We start from the raw sequence: 18,210 nt of genomic DNA, 5'->3' as shown, positions 1-18,210 counted from the left end.
CTGCGACGACGAACTGGACCCCCACCGGCACCCTGCCGGCAGGTGAGCGTGCCATGTGTCGTCGAATGTGTCACTGCTGAGGGCCACCGCCCCCGGCGCCCCGCTGAGGGCGCCTCCCCCTCGCGCCCCGAAGCGAGACTCCGGCAGCGCTCCCGCCCGTGCGAGCGCGCCCCTCCTCCCGGACCCCTTCCCCGGTCGTGCCCGCATCCGCGCGGGTGCGTTGACCCGTTAGGGCCACGCCGTCGCGCGGCCCCGGCGTCCAACGGCCACGATCGAGGGACGCCAGGTCCGGACCCTCCTGGCGCAGCGCCGTGAGGTCGCCCCGCCGACCGCAAGCAGGTCGGGCGGTCGACCCGCGCCGCCCGCCCCCGACCCACGGAAAGCCGCTGTGATCACCACCACGGACCTGACGAAGGTCTACCGTTCCCGAGGCCGCGAGGTGACCGCCCTCGCCGGTGTCGACCTGCACGTCCGCCCGGGCGAGGTCTACGGAGTCGTCGGCACCAGCGGTGCCGGCAAGTCCACCCTCATCCGCTGCGTGAACATGCTGGAGCGCCCGTCCTCCGGCACGGTCACCGTGGACGGGGTCGAGCTGACCGCGCTGGCCGGCGGCGAGAACCGGGCCGGCAAGGAGCTGCGCGAGGCCCGCCGCCGGATCGGCATGGTCTTCCAGCACTTCAACCTGCTCTCCTCCCGGACGGTGCAGCAGAACGTCGAGCTCCCGCTGGAGATCATCGGCCTGGACCGCACCGAGCGCCGCCGCAAGGCCGCCGAGCTGCTCGACCTGGTCGGTCTGGGCGACAAGGCCCGCAGCTACCCCAACCAGCTCTCCGGCGGCCAGAAGCAGCGCGTCGGCATCGCCCGGGCGCTGGCCGGCGACCCCAAGGTGCTGCTCTCCGACGAGGCCACCTCGGCGCTCGACCCGGAGACCACCCGCTCGATCCTCAAGCTGCTGCGCGAGCTCAACCAGCAGCTGGGCCTCACCGTCCTGCTGATCACCCACGAGATGGACGTCATCAAGTCCGTCTGCGACTCCGCCGCCCTGATGCGCGGCGGCCGGGTGGTCGAGTCCGGCGAGCTCACCGACCTGCTCGCCAGGCCCGGCTCCGAGCTGGCCCGCGAGCTGTTCCCGCTCAGCGAGTTCGGCACCGGCCACCCCGGCTCCACCGTGCTGGAGATCACCTTCCAGGGCGACAGCTCGGCCCAGCCCTTCGTCTCCCAGCTCGCCCGCACCTACCAGATCGACATCAACATCCTCGGCGCCGCGGTGGAGACCATCGCCGGCCGGATGGTCGGCCGGATGCGGGTCGAGCTGTCCGGCGGCCACCAGGACAACGTGGTGCCGATCGGCTACCTGCGCGAGCAGGGCCTGCAGGTGGACGTGATCGGTGCGACGGACGGAGCGGTGGCATGACCTGGGACGAGATGTGGGCCCTGATGGGGCCCGCCACGCAGGAGACCTTCCAGATGGTCGGGGTGTCCGCGGTCGTCACCGTCCTGCTCGGCCTGCCGCTGGGCGTGCTGCTGGTGCTCACCGACAAGGGCGGCCTGCTGGCCAACCGGGCCGTCAACAAGAGCATCGGCTTCGTCGTGAACCTCGCCCGGTCGGTGCCGTTCATCATCCTGATGATCGCGCTGATCTCCTTCACCCGCTGGCTGGTCGGCACCTCCATCGGCTGGCAGGCGGCGACCGTGCCGCTGACCATCGGCGCCATCCCGTTCTTCGCCCGCCTGGTCGAGACCTCCGTCCGTGAGGTCGACCGGGGCCTGGTCGAGGCGGTCCAGTCGATGGGCGGCAGCACCTGGACGATCGTCCGCAAGACCCTGCTGCCCGAGGCCCTGCCCGGCATCGTGGCCTCGGTCACCACCACGGTCATCACCCTGATCAGCTACTCCGCGATGGCCGGCACGGTCGGCGGCGGCGGCCTCGGCACCCTCGCCGTCAACTACGGCTACCAGCGCTTCGAGACCACCTTCATGTGGGTCATCGTGGCCGAGCTGGTGATCATCGTCACCGCCGTCCAGCTGATCGGCGACTTCGTCGTCCAGCGGCTCTCCCACCGCGGGCGCACCGGCGGCCGGACCCGGCTGCTCGGCCGCTCCCGGACGACTCCCGACGAGGACCTCGTCGCCTCCTAGACCTCCCCCGTCCGACCCGGGCGCGGCTCCCCGTTCCACGCAGAAAGGCACTTTTCGTGCGCAACGTTCTGAAGTTCACCAGCATCCTCGCCACCGCCGGCGTCGCCCTCTCGCTCGCCGCCTGCGGCAGCTCCGGGTCCTCCTCCTCGTCGGACGCGAACGCGCCGCTCAAGGTCGTGGCCAGCCCCACCCCGCACGGTCAGATCCTGAAGTTCGTCAAGGACAACCTCGCGGAGAAGGCGGGCCTCAAGCTCGACATCAAGGAGGTCACCGACTACGTGACCCCCAACACGGCGGTGCAGGACGGTTCGGCCGACGCCAACTACTTCCAGCACGTCCCGTACCTGGAGGACTTCAACAAGAAGCGCGGCACCGACATCGTGTCGGTCGAGCCCGTGCACCTGGAGCCGCTGGGCGTCTACTCCAAGAAGGTCAAGGCGATCGCCGACCTGCCGGACGGCGCCACCATCGGTCTGCCGAACGACGCCACCAACGAGGGCCGCGCGCTCAAGCTGCTCGCCGACAACAAGCTGATCACCCTCAAGGACGGCGTCACCACCGCCGCCACCCCGGCGGACGTGACCGGCAACCCGAAGAACTTCAAGTGGAAGGAGCTGGAGGCCGCCCAGCTGCCCCGCTCCGTCGCCGACCTCGACGCCGCCGTCATCAACGGCAACTACGCGATCGACTCCGGCCTGAAGCCGGCCACCGACGCCCTGGTGCTGGAGAAGGCCGAGGGCAACCCGTACGCCAACATCCTGGCCGTCAAGAAGGGCAAGGAGAACGACCCGCGGGTCAAGAAGCTGGCCGAGCTGCTGCACTCCGACGAGGTCAAGAAGTACATCAACGACACCTTCCAGGGTTCGGTCGTCCCGGCCTTCTGAGCCGCGGTCCGCTCGACACCCTGATCCCGACCGGGCCCCCGCCGCACCTCGGCGGGGGCCCGGTCGGGCAGTATGCGGCAGGGACACTCCGGCCGACCGCGTTCTGACGTACCGTCGTGCGGGCAGCGCACCGCGTGGCACCCGGGGCACGACGGAGGCGTACGGTGTTGTGTTCACGACCCGGCGAGGAGAGACGGCATGGCAGCGAGCTTCCCCGAGACCGCCATCAGCACCGAACGGCTGCTGCTTCGGCCCCTGGCGGAGGACGACGCCCCCGGGCTGGCCACCATGATGGCCGACGACCTCGTCCTCGCCTGGACGGACCTGCCGCACCCCTTCACCGAGGAGTACGCGGCCGAGCTCGCCCGCACCCTCGCCCCCGCCCACCGGGCCGCCGGGCGCGGCATCGTCTTCGCCGTCACCGAGAACCTGACCCAGCGCCTGGTCGGCCTGGTCGAGCTGCGCAACACCGACTGGCGGCTGCGCAGCACCGAGATCTCCTACGTCACCGCCGTCTGGGCGCGCGGCGAGGGCTACGCCCCGGAGGCCGTCCTCGGCGTCGCCCAGTGGCTGTTCGAGGACCGCGGCTTCCTGCGCCTGGAGCTGCGCACCGCCGCCGGGAACACCGCCGCCCAGCAGGTCGCCCAGAAGATCGGCGGCATCAGCGAGGGCGTGCTGCGCAGCGCCTGGATAGTCCGGGGAGAGTCCGGCGAGGCGGTGCCGGAGGCATCTCCCGGCGGCCGGACCGGGGGAGAGAGCCGCAGCGACCTCATTCTGTGGAGCCTGCTCCCGGAGGACCTGGAGTCGCCCGAGCCGCTCCGCGGGGGCTGGCACGGCGACCAGCGCTACGTGCTCCGCGACTGAGCGCCGAAGCCCCTGACCCGGCGTGGACATGTGTGCGAGATGTCGGGGTCCGGGGTACCGCACCCGGTAGCCTCTGGACCGGCACCGCACGACGGCGGATCGAGTGGCGCACCGAGGCGAGGGAGAACGGCCGCAGATGGCTGACCGGATCACGGTCATCGGGTGGGACGGCACACCGCTGACCGAGGCCGCCGGCGCGGCCCTGGCCGCGGCGACCCTGGTGGCAGGAGCCCCCTACCAACTGAACGCCCTCCCGGTGCCGGAGGCCGCCGAGCGGATCACCCTCGGCAACGTCAGGCAGGCCGCCCGCCGGATCGCCGAGCACCGCGGCGCCGCCGTCGTGGTCGCCGAGGGCGACCCGGGCTTCTTCGGGGTGGTGCGCACCCTGCGCCGCCCCGAGTACGGCCTCGAACTGGAGGTGCTGCCCGCCGTCTCCTCGGTGGCCGCCGCCTTCGCCCGGGCCGGCATGCCCTGGGAGGACGCCCAGGTGGTCAGCGTCCACGGCGGACGGCTGCGCCGTGCGGCCAACATCTGCCGGGCCCACCCCAAGGTCGCGGTGCTCACCGCGCCCGGCGCCGGGCCCGCCGAACTCGCCCTGATGCTGCGCGGGGTGCACCGGACCTTCGTGGTCTGCGAGGCCCTCGGCACCCCGGACGAGGACGTCACCGTCCTCACCTCCGACCGGATCGCCGACCACGTGTGGCGCGACCCCAACGTGGTGCTGGTGATCGGCGGCGGCGCCCAGGCCTCCGCCGTGGACGAGGCGGCCGGCTGGCTCGCGGGGCGCCCGGTCGGCTACCCCGGCGCGGAACGCGGCTGGGCGCTCCCCGGTGACGCCTATGCGGGCGCCCGGCGCACGGAGGGTGAGCCGGGCGCACCGGAGGCGCTCCCCGCCCACGTGCGCGCCCTGGTACTGGCCCGTCTGGGCGCACGCCCCGGGGACCTGGTCTGGTCGGTCGGCGCCGGCAGCGGCGCCCTCGCGGTGGAGGCGGCCCGGTTCGGCGCCGCCGTCGTCGCGGTCGAGGATTCCCGCTCGGCCTGCGCCCGGCTGACCGTCAACGCCCGCCGCTACGGCGTCGAGGTGGAGACGGTGTACGGGAGCGGCCCCGAGGTGCTGGGCGGCCTGCCGGAGCCGGACGCGGCGGTGGTGGAGTCCGGCGGACTCGACGTGGTGCGCGCCGTCCTGGCCCGCCGGCCCGAGCGGTTCGTCGCGCTGCCCCGGACCCTCGCCGAGGCGCAGGAGGTCCACCGGGCGATCGCCGGGGCCGGTTACCGGGCGGACGGCGCGCTGCTCCAGGCGACCCCGTTGCGGCCGGTGGGGGAGGGCGACGGTCTGGCGCTGGGGACCGGCGGAACCGGCGCGCTGGTGCTCTGGGGTGAGCAGATCGTGTGAAGGCCGTGGGCGCGTGCCGGGCCGTCCGGTGGCGCCGACGGTGATCCAGGTCGCATCCGGACACCGATTCGAGAGGTGACCGCGCCGTGCCGGTAGTGTGACGTCCTGGACGGCCGTATCGGTCGGCGACCCACCTGATTCGGTCGGTTTGTCACCTTTTTGACGCGGTGCAATCCGATTCCGCTCGGAGTGTGGGCAATTCGACGGGCCGCGTGCCGGACCTGGAGAATGCCGTAGGGTCCGGTGCGGTCGTGCCGGTTGCTCCGGGTTGTCGTTGTTTCAGACGATGTGCCGCCCCGTACGGGCGGCGCGCCGGGCCGGGGTGCCGCAGTGCGCCGGATGGACTTGGGCCGCAGCGCCACGGCGCGGCGGCCGCGTGTGGTTAGGGGCGGGCCGGTGCTGGTGCGGCCCGTGCGGATGGGCGCTGCGATCGGTGATCGTGTCGCCGAGGGCGCGGCAGCGGCCTGGAAGGAGCTTTGACAATGACCGATGGCGGCCACGTCCCGGGCGAGGGACTGCCGGAGCACCTGCACGCCGGGCATGACCCGCTCGGCGGACCGGAGGGCGTCGCGGGCGTTGCACCCCTCCAGGGCGTCGCGACGGACGGCGGTGCGATCCCGAACCCGGCTCCGGTCGGCGGCGTCCCCGGCGCGATGCCCCCGGGTGCGGGCGTCATCCCGCCGCAGGGCCAGCACGGCTACGGCGTGCCCCAGCCCGGCCACCCCGGCGACGGCTGGGCCGTCGACCAGGGCGCCCCGCGGCCGGCCTTCCACTTCCTCGACCAGCCCGACACGCCGGACGGCCTGGACGACGATGACGACGTGCTGCTGATGCCCGGCCCGCAGGGCTCCTGGGGCGAGCCGGCCGTGCCGACCGAGCAGATGCCGCTCGCGCCGCAGCAGGACGGCACGCCGGTCGAGCCGTCCTGGCCGCCGGTGGACCCGCCGGTGCTCGGCGCCGAGCACGCCGTTCCGCAGCAGCCCGTCCAGACGCAGCCGCAGCAGCCGATGACGCAGGCTCAGCAGCCGCGCCGGCCGCTGCACGCCGGCCCGCCGATCCCGGACCCGTCGCTGATGACCGGCCAGGTGCCGGTCCGCTCGCTGGCCGACCGCGGCCCCTCGCAGGGCGGAACGCCCGCGCACGGCATCCCGGTGGTCGGCCGCCCGCCGATGGCCGAGGCCGTCGCCCCGGCGCACGCCGCCGCCCCGCAGGCCGTCCCGACGGCGCCGGTCGTCCCGGCGGCTGCCGGGGTTCCGGTCGTGGACGGGCAGCAGCTGCCGCAGGCGCAGGACTTCCAGCAGGTCCAGCAGGTCCAGCAGGTCCAGCACGCCCAGCAGGTGCCGCTGGCCGGGCCGCCGGTCGAGGCCGTGCTGGCCGTGGAGACGGTCGGGGCGATCGAGGTGATCGAGGTCGTCGAGGCGCCGGAGGCCGTCCACGCCGACCCGGTCCAGCCCGCGCAGGACGTGACGGCCCAGGCCACCCAGGCCACCCAGGCCACCCAGGCCACCCAGGCCACCCAGGCCACCCAGGCCACCGCGCCCGCCGTGGAGGCCGTCGCCGTGGCGGCGCAGGCCGCCCCGGCCGAGTCCGCCCAGCCGGTGGCCGGGACGGCCGACGCTCCCGTCGCTGTCGAGCCCGTTGCCGCCGAGGCCGTCGCCGCCGAGGGTGCTGCCGCCGTGCCCGTCGAGCAGGCCGAGGCCGCGGCCCCGGCCGGCCAGCCGCGCCGGATCTCCGCCTTCCTGGCCGCTCCCACCCCGCACGGCCTGCCCAAGGTCGAGAAGGCCGGGCAGGCCCAGGTCGTCGAGGAGACGGCTCCGCAGCAGCCCGCGCCGATAGCGGCCGCCGACGCGCCGCAGCCCGCGGCCGAGGCCGTCGAAGCCGTCGAAGCCGTCGAAGCCGTCGAAGCCGTTGAGGCTGTTGGTTCCGCGCAGCCCGCCGAGGCCGTCGCGGGCGCCGAGTCCGGCCCGGTCGCCGTGGTGGCCGAGGCCGCCGAGCAGGCCCACCCGGCGGAGACCGCGCCGGAGGCCGTCGCCGAGCCGGTCGCGGAGACCGCCGCGGGCACCGGTGAGATGCCCTCCGGCCAGGCCGTCGTCGAGGCCGCGGCGGAGGCCGAGCAGCCGCAGCAGCAGGCCGAGGTCCAGGCCGAGGCACCCGCAGGGCAGGCCGTGGAGGCGCCCGTGGTGGCCGAGGCCGCCGAAGCCGTCGAAGCCGTCGAGCCGGCCCCCGAGGCTCCGGCCGAGGCCGCTCCCGAGGCTCCGGCGGCGCAGCCCGTCGAAGCCGCCGAGCAGCCCGTGGCCGAGGCCGTCGCGCCGGCCGGAGAGGCCGAGGAGGCCGAGGAGGCCGTCCCTGCCGAGGGCGCCGCCGAGCAGCCCGTCGCCGCCGTCGCGGAGGCCGAGACCCCCGCGGAGCCGGCCGCCGAGCCGGCGCAGGTGCCGGCCGAGGCCGAAGCCGCCGCCGTCGCGCAGGCCGCCGCCGTCGCGGAGACCGCCGTCGCTCCGGAGGCGGAGCCCGCCCGGGAGCAGGCCGGCGAGGCGACCGCCCAAGCCGTCGAGCAGCCGCAGACCGAGCAGCCCGCCGCCGAGGCCGCTGAGGTCACCGAGGCCGCGGAGGCCCCTGAGGGCACCGCAGCCGAGGAGGCTCAGGAGCAGCCCGAGCAGCAGCCCGAGGAGCCCGCCGAGCCGCGCGGCCCGGCCGCCCCCGGATACGACGAGGCCGGCCGCGAGGCCGTCCACCAGGTGATCCGCGAGCGACGCGACGTGCGCAACGGCTTCCGCCCGGACCCGATCCCGCACGAGGTGCTGATCCGCGTCCTGGAGGCCGCCCACACCGCGCCCAGCGTCGGCTACTCGCAGCCCTGGGACTTCGTGGTGATCCGCTCGGCGAAGACCCGCAAGCGGATGCACGCCCTGGCCGAGCGCCAGCGCGAGGCGTACGCGGACTCGCTGCCCAAGGGCCGGGCCAAGCAGTTCAAGGAAATCAAGATCGAGGCCATCCTCGACACCCCGGTCAACATCGTGGTGACCTCCGACCGCACCCGCGGCGGCCGGCACACCCTGGGCCGGCACACCCAGCCGCAGATGGCCCCGTACTCGGCCGCCCTGGCCGTCGAGAACCTCTGGCTGGCCGCCCGCGCCGAGGGCCTGGGCGTCGGCTGGGTGAGCTTCTTCGACGACGAGCAGCTGGTCCGCGAACTCGGCCTGCCCGAGCACCTGGAGGTCGTCGCCTACCTGTGCGTCGGCTTCGTCGACGAGTTCCCGGACGAGCCCGAGCTGGAGCAGCAGGGCTGGGCCAAGAAGCGCCCGCTGTCCTGGGTCGTCCACGAGGAGCAGTACGGCAACCGCGCGCTGCCCGGCGAGGAGCCGCAGAGCCTGCTCGCCGAGACCCTGCGCGGCATCCGGCCGCTGGACGCCAAGGCGCTCGGCGAGGCCTGGGACCGTCAGAAGCGGATGACCAAGCCGGCCGGCTCGCTCGGCATGCTGGAGATCATCTCCGCCCAGCTGTGCGGGCTGTCCCGCAAGTGCCCGCCGCCGATCCCGGAGCCCGCCTGCGTGGCGATCTTCGCCGGCGACCACGGTGTGCACGCCCAGGGCGTCAGCCCCTGGCCGCAGGAGGTGACCGCCCAGATGGTCGCCAACTTCCTGGCCGGGGGAGCGGTGATCAACTCCTTCGCCAAGCAGATCGGCACCGAGGTCTGCGTGGTCGACGTCGGCGTCGCCGCCGAGCTGCCGGACGCCGTCCAGCAGGGCCGCGCCACCGGCCTGCTGCCGCGCAAGGTCCGCCCCGGCACCGCCGACATGACCCAGGGCCCGGCGATGACCCGCGAGGAGGCCCTCAAGGCCATCGAGGTCGGCATCGAGACCGCCCGCGACCTGGTCGCGGCGGGCAACAAGGCACTGGTCACCGGTGACATGGGGATCGCCAACACCACCGCCTCGGCCGCCCTGATCTCGGTGTTCACCGGCCTCGACCCGGCCGAGGTCACCGGCCGCGGCACCGGCATCGACGACGAGACCCACGCCCGCAAGATCGAGGTCATCCGCGCCGCGCTGGCCCTGCACCGGCCCGACCCGAGCGACCCGGTCGGCGTCCTCGCCGCCGTCGGCGGCCTGGAGCACGCCGCCCTGGCCGGCTTCCTGCTGGGCGCCGCCTCGCTGCGCACCCCGGTGGTCCTGGACGGCGTCATCGCCGGCTCGGCCGCGCTGGCCGCCAAGGCGATCGCCCCCGAGGTGCTGGCCGCCTGCATCGCCGGCCACCGCTCCGCCGAGCCCGGCCACCAGGCCGCGCTGGCGAAGCTCGGCCTTCGCCCGCTGATCGACCTGGACCTGCGGCTCGGCGAGGGCACCGGTGCCCTGCTGGCCCTGCCGCTGGTGCAGAGCGCGGCCCGGGCGATGCACGATGTAGCCACCTTCGACTCCGCCGGGGTCACCGAGAAGGCCTGACGCACCCCGTCACCGCTCCGCGGACCGGCCCGAGGGCGCGCCGGACCGCGGAGCGGTGCCGTACCGTCCTCACACCCTCACCCCCGATCAGGAGCACCGCCGATGAGCGCGCCCACCCCGCACCCGAGCACCGAGGGCCGTACCCCCTACCCGGTGGGCCTGCTGCTGGCCGGCCGCCGCGTCGTCGTGGTCGGCGGCGGCCAGGTCGCCCAGCGGCGGCTGCCGGCCCTGATCGCCTCCGGTGCCGACCTGCACCTGATATCGCCGGCCACCACCCCGGCCGTCCAGGCGATGGCCGACGCCGGTGAGCTCACCTGGCACGCCCGCCCGTACCGGGACGGCGACCTGGCCGGCACCTGGTACGCCCTGGTCGCCACCGACGACCCGGCCGTCAACGCGGCGGTCAGCGCCGAGGCCGAGCGCGAGCGGGTGTTCTGCTCCCGCAGCGACGACGCCGCCGCGGCCACCGCCTGGACCCCGGCCAGCGGCCGCGACGCGGGCGCCACCGTCGCCGTCCTCACCGGCGACCCGCGCCACTCCGCCGCCCTGCGCGACGCCATCGTCGACGGCCTGCGGGACGGTTCGCTGGCCGCCCGCCAGTACCGCGCGCACGGCGCCGGCGTGGCCCTGGTCGGCGGCGGCCCCGGCGACCCGGACCTGATCACCGTGCGTGGCCGCCGGCTGCTCGCCGACGCCGACGTGGTGGTCACCGACCGCCTCGCCCCGCGCGAGCTGCTCGCCGAACTGCCCGAGCACGTCGAGGTGATCGACGCCTCCAAGATCCCGTACGGCCGCTTCATGGCCCAGGAGGCGATCAACCGCACCCTGGTCGAGCACGCCAAGGCCGGCAAGTTCGTGGTCCGGCTCAAGGGTGGCGACCCGTACGTCTTCGGCCGCGGCGGCGAGGAGCTGCTGGCCTGCGCGGAGGCCGGGCTTCCGGTCACCGTGGTGCCCGGGATCTCCAGCTCGATCAGCGTCCCCGCGGCGGCCGGTGTCCCGGTCACCCACCGCGGCATGACCCACGAGTTCACCGTGATCTCCGGCCACGTCGGCCCGGACGACGAGCGCTCGCTCACCAACTGGGAGGCCGCCGCGAGGATGAGCGGCACCCTGGTGCTGCTGATGGCCGTGGACAAGATCGGTGCGATCGCCGCCCGGCTGGTCGAGTACGGCCGGCCGGCGGACACCCCGGTCGCCGTCGTCCAGGAGGGCACCACCGCCGCCCAGCGCCGGGTGGACGCCACCCTCGGCACCGTCGCCGCGGTGGTCGAGGCCGAGGGCGTCAAGCCCCCGGCGGTCATCGTCATCGGCGACGTCGTCAACGTGCTGGCCGCGGCCTTCCAGCCGTAGGCCGGGGCGGACCCGCCGGGGCGAACGTGCCGGAGCGGACGCGCCGCAGCCAACGCGCCGGAGCGGGAAGTCGGCCGGTCCGACCTCCCACTCCGCGGCCGTTCCGCGGCTACTCCAGCGGCTGCTCCGTCCAGATGACCTTCCCGGTCGCCGTGTAGCGCGTCCCCCAGCGGTCCGCGAACTGCGCGACCAGGAACAGCCCGCGCCCGCCCTCGTCCTCGGTCGCCGCGTACCGCAGGTGCGGCGAGGTGCTGCTGCCGTCCGACACCTCGCAGATCAGCGAACGGTCCCGCAGCAGCCGCACCCGGATCGGCCCGGAGCCGTACCGGATCGCGTTGGTCACCAGCTCGCTCAGGATCAGCTCGGTGACGAACGCGGCCTCCTCCAGCCCCCACGCCGTCAGCCGCTCCGCCACCGCGGCCCGGACCTCGCGCACCGCCGCCGGGTCGGTGGGCACCTCCCACTGCGCCACGTGGTCCGGGGCCAGCACCCTGGTCCGGGCCACCAGCAGGGCGATGTCGTCCTGCGGGTGCACCGGCAGCATCGCCCCGAGCACGTCCGCGCAGGTCTGCTCGGGCGTGCGCGGCGGCCCGGTCAGCGCCGCCCGCAGCAGCTCCAGCCCCTCGTCGATGTCCCGCTCCCGGTCCTCCACCAGCCCGTCCGTGTACAGCACCAGCCGACTGCCCTCGGCGAGTTCCAGCTCGGCGGTCTCGAACGGCAGCACCGCCAGCCCCAGCGGCGGCCCGGTCGGCAGCTCCGGGAACACCACCCGGCCCTGCGGGTCCACCACGGCCGGCGGCGGATGACCGGCGGTGGCCAGCGTGCAGCGCCGCGACACCGGGTCGTAGATCGCGTACAGACAGGTCGCCCCGGCCAGCTCCGCGCGCTCGCCGCCCGTCGCCTCGTCCTGGTCGATCCGGTTCACCAGCTCGTCCAGGTGCCCCAGCAGCTCGTCCGGCGGCAGGTCCAGGGTCGAGAAGTTGTGGATCGCCGTGCGCAGCCGGCCCATCGTCGCCGCCGCGTGCAGCCCGTGCCCCACCACGTCCCCGACCACCAGCGCCACCCGCGCACCCGGCAGCGGGATCACGTCGAACCAGTCCCCGCCCACCCCGGCCTGCGCCGGCAGGTAGCGGTGCGCCACGTCCAGCGCCGTCTGCTCCGGCAGGTTGCGCGGCAGCAGGCTGTGCTGGAGCGTCACCGCCATGGTGTGCTCCCGGGTGTAGCGGCGGGCGTTGTCGATGCACACCGCCGCGTGCGCGACCAGCTCCTCCGCCAGCGCCAGGTCGTCCGCCTCGAACGGCTCGGCCCGCTGCGCCCGCCAGAACCGGGCCACCCCCAGCAGCACCCCGCGCGCCCGCAGCGGCACCCGCACCAGCGAGTGCACCCCGTACGCCAGCACCTGCGCCGACCGCTCCGGGTCCTGGTCCCGCCACTCGTCCACCTCCGCCAGATGCGGTTCGATGCCCGGCTCACCACTGTGCAGCGCCCCGGCCAGCGGGGTCTCGGGCACCACGTCCAGCACCGTGCCGACCGGGTAGAACGGCCCGTCGTCCCGTACGCCCGCCACCGCGGCGCGGCGCATCCGCCCCAATGACGGGCCCGGCGGCGGCTCCTCGCCGGTCAGCACCTGGTCCGCCAGGTCCACCGTGACGAAGTCCGCGAACCGCGGCACCGTGACCTGCGCCAGCTCCTCCGCCGTCCGCGTCACGTCCAGCGTGCTGCCCACCGTCACCCCGGCGTCGTACAGCAGCCGCAGCCGCCGCTGCGCGCGCTCGGCCCGGCCGGACAGCGCCGCCAGCTCGGTGGAGTCGCGCAGCGTGGCGACGCATCCGGGCAGGCCGCCCGGCCGGTCGATCAGCCGGACGTTCACCGCCAGCAGCCGCTCCCCGGCCAGCACCACCTCGTCGGTCACCTGGCGCTCGGCGGTCAGCAGCTCCAGCGGCGCCTGCTCCAGGCCCAGCCCGGTCACGGGGCGGCCCTCGGCGTCCGGCGGCAGGTCCAGCAGCCGGCGCGCCTCGTCGTTGCAGAGCAGCAGCCGCCCGTCCCCGCCGATGATCATCACGCCCTCGCGCACCGCGTGCAGCACCGCCGCGTGGTGCTCGTACATCCTGGTCATCTCGACCGGGCCCAGCCCGTGCGTCTGGCGCCGCAGCCGCCGGCTGATCAGGGCCGTCCCCAGCGTGGCGAGCCCCACCGCGGCCGCCGCCGCGCCCAGTACCACCGGCAGCTGCCGCTGGCTGGCGCTGCTGATGTTCTTCAGCGTGACGCCCGCCGAGACCGCCCCGACCACCGAGCCGTCCGGCGCGTACACCGGGACCACCGCCTGCACCAGGCGGCCGAGCGTGCCCGAGACCTGCTGCGTCACCACCTGACCGTGCAGGGCGGGCTCGTAGACGCCGACGAACTTCTGGCCGATCCGGGCCGGGTTCGGGTGGGTGTAGCGGATGCCCTGGTCGTTCAGCACGACGATGAAGTCCACGCCCGAGGCGACCCGTGCGGCTTCCGCGCTCGGCTGCAGGAGGGCCGTCGGATCGGGGGAGCGCAGCGCGGCGACGATGCCCGGGGAGTTGGCGAAGGTCTGCGCCACCGCCACCGAACGGTTGCGGGCCTCGTGCGTGGCGTCGTTGCGTGACTGCACCACCAGTGCCACCGCGGCCGCCACCACGAGCAGCAGCACGACCAGCACCTGGAGTGCGAAGACCTGCCCCGCCACCGACCGGTGCCACACCGGCCACCGCCGCTTCGCGTGCGGCAGCTGTGGCCGACCGTGTGGGCGCCCACCGGGGGAGCCGGCGGAGCCAGTGGCGCCAGAGGCCGACGGAGCCCAGGATCGGCCCGGATTTCGGGCCATACGGTCATATTTGCACTACGACCAGCCGGGGACCACCCCGCTCCCTCCGCCGTTTGGCCTTCCCCGCCCGGGCTTGGCAAGATCGCAGGGTGTCCGAACCCCGCACCATCACCGACCCGGCCGACCCCCGCCTCGCCGACTACACCGGCCTGACCGACGTCGAACTGCGCCGCCGCCGCGAACCCGCCGAGGGCCTCTTCATCGCCGAGGGGGAGAAGGTCATCCGCCGCGCCCTGGCCGCCGGCTACCGGATGCGGTCGATGCTGCTCACCCCCAAGTGGCTGGAGGTGATGGGCGACGTCATCGCCGAGGCCGACGCCCCCGTCCACGTGGTCGAGCCCGCGCTCGCCGAAGCCGTCACCGGCTACCACGTGCACCGCGGCGCCCTCGCCTCGATGGAGCGCAAGCCCCTCCCCGACGCCGCCGAGGTGCTCGCCGGGTCCCGCCGGGTCGCCGTGCTGGAGGGCCTCGTCGACCACACCAACCTCGGCGCCATCTTCCGCAGCGCCGCCGCCCTCGGCATGGACGCCGTCCTGCTCTCGCCCGACTGCGCCGACCCGCTCTACCGGCGCGCGGTCAAGGTCTCCATGGGCGCCGTCTTCGCGGTCCCGTACGCGCGCCTGGACCCCTGGCCCGCCGCCCTCGACACCGTCCGCGAGGCAGGCTTCACCCTGCTCGCCCTCACCCCCGCCGAGGCCGCGGTCGACCTCCACACCCTCACCCCGCACGGCCTGCCCAAGGCCGCCCTGATGCTCGGCGCCGAGGGCGACGGCCTCACCCCCCGCGCCATCGCCGCCGCCCACCACCCCGTCCGCATCCCCATGGCCCACGGCATCGACTCCCTCAACGTCGGCGCCGCCGCAGCCGTGGCCTTCTACGCCGTCACCACCCCCACCCCCTGACCGCCCGACTCCTCACGCACGCCCGGTTCACCGGAGCCCCACCGACCCCCCGGGCCGCAGCGGCCTCCGGAGCCGCGCCAGAAGTCGGCCGATCCGACTTCTCGTGCAGCGCCGCGCTGCTCCTGCAACGGTTGTCCGGTCTTGAGTCAACACCGCTCTCTCCAGCCACGCGACCGTGCTGATCCAGAACTGACGCCCGACCTGCACCGGATCGCCCCAGCCACCGCAACCGGGGCGATCCGGACCCTCGCAGGATCAGTGCGGCGCTGCACCAGAGTTCGCCGGCGTTGCCGAGACCGCCTTCCAGGCGCTCGGCCGCAGTGGGCTCCGGGACCGCCCTGCGCGGAAGTCGGCCCGCCCGACTTCTCGCGTCGGCCGTCGTGGTGCGGACGGGGCCCGGGTGGCTTCAGCCGGTGGGGGAGGTGGGTGGGGCCGGGGCGGCGGCGGGGGGCGGGGTGGTGGCGCCGGGCCAGGATTCGTCGAGGGTGCCGTCGGGGCGGACGGTGTAGCGGGTGGAGGCGACGGCGCCGGTGACGGCCGAGCGTTCCTCGCGGACGACCGTGCTGCCGTCCAGTCGCCAGGTGGCCGCCGCCTGCGGGTCCGCCACCGAGGTGCGGGAGGTGGTGGCGACCGGGGTGTCCCCGGTGAAGGTGTAGAGCTGGACGAGGTCGACCTGGGTCGAACCCTCCGCCCGCCGCAGGACGACCACCGCGGCCGGCAGGCCCTTGTACCGGGCCGGCAGCACCGCGCTCAGCGTGACCTGCGGTCCGGCCCCGACCGAGTGCCCGTTCTGCAGGGCGACGGCCGGCCCGCCGGCCCCGTCGGGGTAGCTGCGGTTGGGCCAGTCCACGGGTGGCACGGGCGCCTGCGGGGCTGTCAGCCCGCTGTCCGCGCCACTGCGCGCCGCCGCCGGGAGCGGCGCGGTCGAGGCCTGTGGCGCGGTCGAGGACTGCGGCACGACGTCCGCCGAGGTCCCCGGCACCGCCTGTTCGCCGCCGGAGCCCGTATTCACCACCACCGCGCTCGGTGGCCGCACGCTCCGGTTGTCCCGGTTCTCGCAGCCCTGCGCCGCCGCGATGGCCAGCGCCACCCCGATGGTCACGGTGACGAAGACCACCAGCCGCTGCCGGAGCAGCCGCTGCCGGGCGGTGCCGGGTCGCCCGCCGGGGGCGGGGGTGTGCTGGCGGTCCCGGGGGCGTGCCCGGTCGTGGGGGCCGGGGCGGCCCGGGGGCGGGGTCTGCGGACGGTCCGGACGCGCCCGCAGCGGGCGGGTCACCGGCGTGGCTTCGGGCCGCGGCGCGGGCGCGGCCGGTCCCTGGGGTCGCCGTCCGGCGGCCCCGGCGGCCTGCGCGCCGGGGCGGCCCGCCGCAGCCCGGGCCCGTGCCGCGGCTGGCGGCTCGGGCGGGCGTCCGGGGGCCGGCACGCTCTGCCGCCCGTTCTCCTGCTGGGCCGGAGCGGGTGCGGGGGCGGCCCGTCCGGGTCGTGTGCCGCGGGCGCCGCCGGCGTTCCCGGCGGCCGCACCGCGCGCCGCCAGTTCGCTGAGCCGCTCGTGCAGCGCGGCGGCTCCGGGGCGTTCGGCGGGTTCCTTGGCCAGGCAGGCCCGGATCAGCGGCGCCAGTTGCGGCGGTACGGCGGAGAGGTCGGGCTCCTCGTGGACGACCCGGTACAGCATCACTTCGGAGGACGCCCCGGAGCCGAACGGGGTGTCCCCCGTGAGTGCGTACGCGAGGGTGGCCCCGAAGGCGAAGACGTCGGTGGCGGGCGTGACGGCGACCCCGCGCACCTGCTCGGGCGCGAGGAAGCCGGGGGAGCCGACCGCGGTGCCGACGTGGGTGAGCGTGCTGGCGCCCCGCGACCACGCGATGCCGAAGTCGATGATCCGCGGGCCTCGGGGCGAGAGCAGGATGTTGGACGGCTTGAGGTCCCGGTGGACCACTCCCGCCTCGTGCACCTTGACCAGTCCGTCGGCGAGCGCGGCCCCGATCCGGGCGGCCTCGGGCCAGTTGAGCGGTCCTTCGTCGCCGACCCGTTTGTAGAGCGAGGGCCCCGGCACGTACGCGGTGGCCAGCCAGGGCCGTTCGGTCTCGATGTCCGAGCCGACCACGCGCGCGGTGCAGCCGCCCCGGATCCGGGAGGCGGCGGCGATCTCGCGGGCGAAGCGGGTGCGGAACTCCTGGTCCTCGGCGAGCTCGGCGCGGATCAGCTTGAGGGCGACGCGCTGCCCGCGGCGGTCGGAGCCGAGGTAGACGACGCCCATGCCGCCGGCGCCCAGTCGCCGGTGCAGGCGGTACGGCCCGACGATGCGGGGGTCCTCACGCCTCAGCCGCATCATCGCCATGTTTCGTTCCCCGTCAGCCTGTGGGTGAGGCCCCGTCGGTTGGGCCATCGTCAGTTCCTGTCTGGCACAGCTTACGGACTGCCCGCTGCGGTGTGCTGATACGCAACACCTGAAGCCACCGTGCGATTGTCGGATCTTGCGTTGACCTGCAGGTCACAAGGACGTCGAAGGGCTTCTCGGGGTTGCCCCTCAGGGTTCCCTCGGGGGTCGGATGAGCCTTCCGTCCCCCTGCGGTAGTAGGCCCCGAGTCGGATCGTCATCCTCCCGGACGTCCGAGGAACAGTACGACGGCATGACGCCCGGAGGACCCTCCGGCCAATAGCGTTGTGTCCAGCGGTGGACGGGGAGCTCGTCCCCCGAGGTAAGCCGTCCACCGCGCCAACTCGACCGGATCAGGAGCAAGGACATGGCACCGCAGATCACGGGAACCCCCCGCCGTCGGCCGGCCTCCGTCCAGTCCCGGTCCACCGAGCAGCCCACGCGGCACCCCGCCGTGGCGCTGGCCATGGCCCTGCCGTGCGCCGTGCTCCTGGTGCTGCTGTTCGGCGGGTGGGAGCAGATGGCGAACCAGGCCCAGGCCGTCGCCGATCTGATCACCCGCTGAGCGGGGAAAGAAGGACACCGGCCCGAGGCCGGTCGAAGACGGGCACCGATCCCCTGGGGACGGGGAGCGGTGCCGCCGGGGAGGCCGCGGCCGCGATGACACGCGGACGGGCGAGAGCGGTGCGCAGAGCGCCCCGGCAGGCGGAGACGCCGCGTACGGACGTCGGTGAGGGCGTCCGTACGCGGCTCTTCTCTTTTCCCACCCCTGCTCCCGCCGGCCGAGTCGCCGGCCGCCCCTGCTCCCGCCGGCCGCCCTGGTTGTCCCGGACGTCCGGGCCCGGGGAACCACCGGAACGAGACGACAAACGGCCGGGGCCGCGATCCTCATGGATCGCGGCCCCGGCCGTTACTGTGCGCGATACTGGGATTGAACCAGTGACCCCTACCGTGTCAAGGTAGTGCTCTCCCGCTGAGCTAATCGCGCCTGGTGCGGCGGTGTTGCAGCAG

Annotated in this window: 10 protein-coding genes, 1 tRNA gene and 1 pseudogene; 9 read left to right on the top strand and 3 right to left on the bottom strand. The window is 74.9% G+C overall.

The features are described 5' to 3' along the window. Nucleotides 1-388 precede the first annotated feature (388 nt). The 7 genes from ACZ6EM_RS01545 to cobA all read left to right on the top strand — a co-directional run bounded on the left by ACZ6EM_RS01545 (nucleotide 389) and on the right by cobA (nucleotide 11,069). Nucleotides 389-1,414: a methionine ABC transporter ATP-binding protein gene (locus ACZ6EM_RS01545; protein WP_359905985.1), complete on the top strand. Its 1,026-nt coding sequence runs from the start codon at nucleotides 389-391 to the stop codon at nucleotides 1,412-1,414. Further along, entirely contained in the window at nucleotides 1,411-2,139 is a 729-nt protein-coding gene (locus ACZ6EM_RS01540) for a methionine ABC transporter permease (protein WP_359905988.1), read from the top strand. Before ACZ6EM_RS01545 ends, ACZ6EM_RS01540 begins: the two co-directional genes overlap by 4 nt. A gap of 56 nt (nucleotides 2,140-2,195) precedes the next feature. Continuing rightward, complete coding sequence (locus ACZ6EM_RS01535) at nucleotides 2,196-3,023, top strand: MetQ/NlpA family ABC transporter substrate-binding protein (protein WP_401050890.1); 828 nt, start codon at nucleotides 2,196-2,198, stop codon at nucleotides 3,021-3,023. Nucleotides 3,024-3,221: 198 nt separating this feature from the next. Then, nucleotides 3,222-3,887, top strand: coding sequence for a GNAT family N-acetyltransferase (locus ACZ6EM_RS01530; RefSeq protein ID WP_359905994.1), 666 nt, complete (start codon nucleotides 3,222-3,224; stop codon nucleotides 3,885-3,887). 136 nt (nucleotides 3,888-4,023) lie between these two features. Then, nucleotides 4,024-5,280 (top strand): precorrin-6y C5,15-methyltransferase (decarboxylating) subunit CbiE, encoded by a 1,257-nt coding sequence (gene cbiE, locus ACZ6EM_RS01525; RefSeq protein ID WP_465771355.1) that lies wholly within the window; start codon nucleotides 4,024-4,026, stop codon nucleotides 5,278-5,280. A 482-nt stretch (nucleotides 5,281-5,762) separates the two neighbouring features. Continuing rightward, nucleotides 5,763-9,719 carry a nicotinate-nucleotide--dimethylbenzimidazole phosphoribosyltransferase gene (cobT, locus tag ACZ6EM_RS01520; protein ID WP_465771354.1) on the top strand — a complete coding sequence of 1,319 codons (3,957 nt, stop codon included), beginning with the start codon at nucleotides 5,763-5,765 and terminating at the stop codon, nucleotides 9,717-9,719. Between the two features lie 102 nt (nucleotides 9,720-9,821). Then, a complete protein-coding gene (gene cobA / locus ACZ6EM_RS01515) occupies nucleotides 9,822-11,069 on the top strand; it encodes a uroporphyrinogen-III C-methyltransferase (RefSeq protein WP_359906002.1) in 1,248 nt (415 codons plus the stop codon). Nucleotides 11,070-11,178: 109 nt separating this feature from the next. Here cobA and ACZ6EM_RS01510 read toward each other — a convergent pair whose 3' ends face one another. Then, the gene (locus ACZ6EM_RS01510) at nucleotides 11,179-13,920 is read right to left on the bottom strand and encodes a SpoIIE family protein phosphatase (protein ID WP_401053550.1); all 2,742 of its coding nucleotides are present in this window, start codon (nucleotides 13,918-13,920) and stop codon (nucleotides 11,179-11,181) included. Nucleotides 13,921-14,009: 89 nt separating this feature from the next. On the opposite strand from ACZ6EM_RS01510, the gene ACZ6EM_RS01505 reads away from it, so the two are divergent. Continuing rightward, nucleotides 14,010-14,822, top strand: coding sequence for a TrmH family RNA methyltransferase (locus ACZ6EM_RS01505; protein WP_465771353.1), 813 nt, complete (start codon nucleotides 14,010-14,012; stop codon nucleotides 14,820-14,822). A gap of 1,081 nt (nucleotides 14,823-15,903) precedes the next feature. On the opposite strand, the pseudogene ACZ6EM_RS01500 reads toward ACZ6EM_RS01505, so the two are convergent. Beyond that, nucleotides 15,904-17,160 (bottom strand): annotated as a pseudogene (locus ACZ6EM_RS01500) (serine/threonine-protein kinase); the annotation flags it as partial. Nucleotides 17,161-17,566: 406 nt separating this feature from the next. Here ACZ6EM_RS01500 and ACZ6EM_RS01495 point away from each other — a divergent pair. Beyond that, complete coding sequence (locus ACZ6EM_RS01495) at nucleotides 17,567-17,764, top strand: hypothetical protein (RefSeq protein WP_359915397.1); 198 nt, start codon at nucleotides 17,567-17,569, stop codon at nucleotides 17,762-17,764. A gap of 351 nt (nucleotides 17,765-18,115) precedes the next feature. Here ACZ6EM_RS01495 and ACZ6EM_RS01490 read toward each other — a convergent pair. Beyond that, nucleotides 18,116-18,187, bottom strand: a tRNA-Val gene (locus ACZ6EM_RS01490). Nucleotides 18,188-18,210 lie beyond the last annotated feature (23 nt).

It is taken from the genome of Kitasatospora sp. NPDC041917 (assembly GCF_055589745.1).
This window is presented reverse-complemented; position numbering and strand designations above follow the sequence as displayed.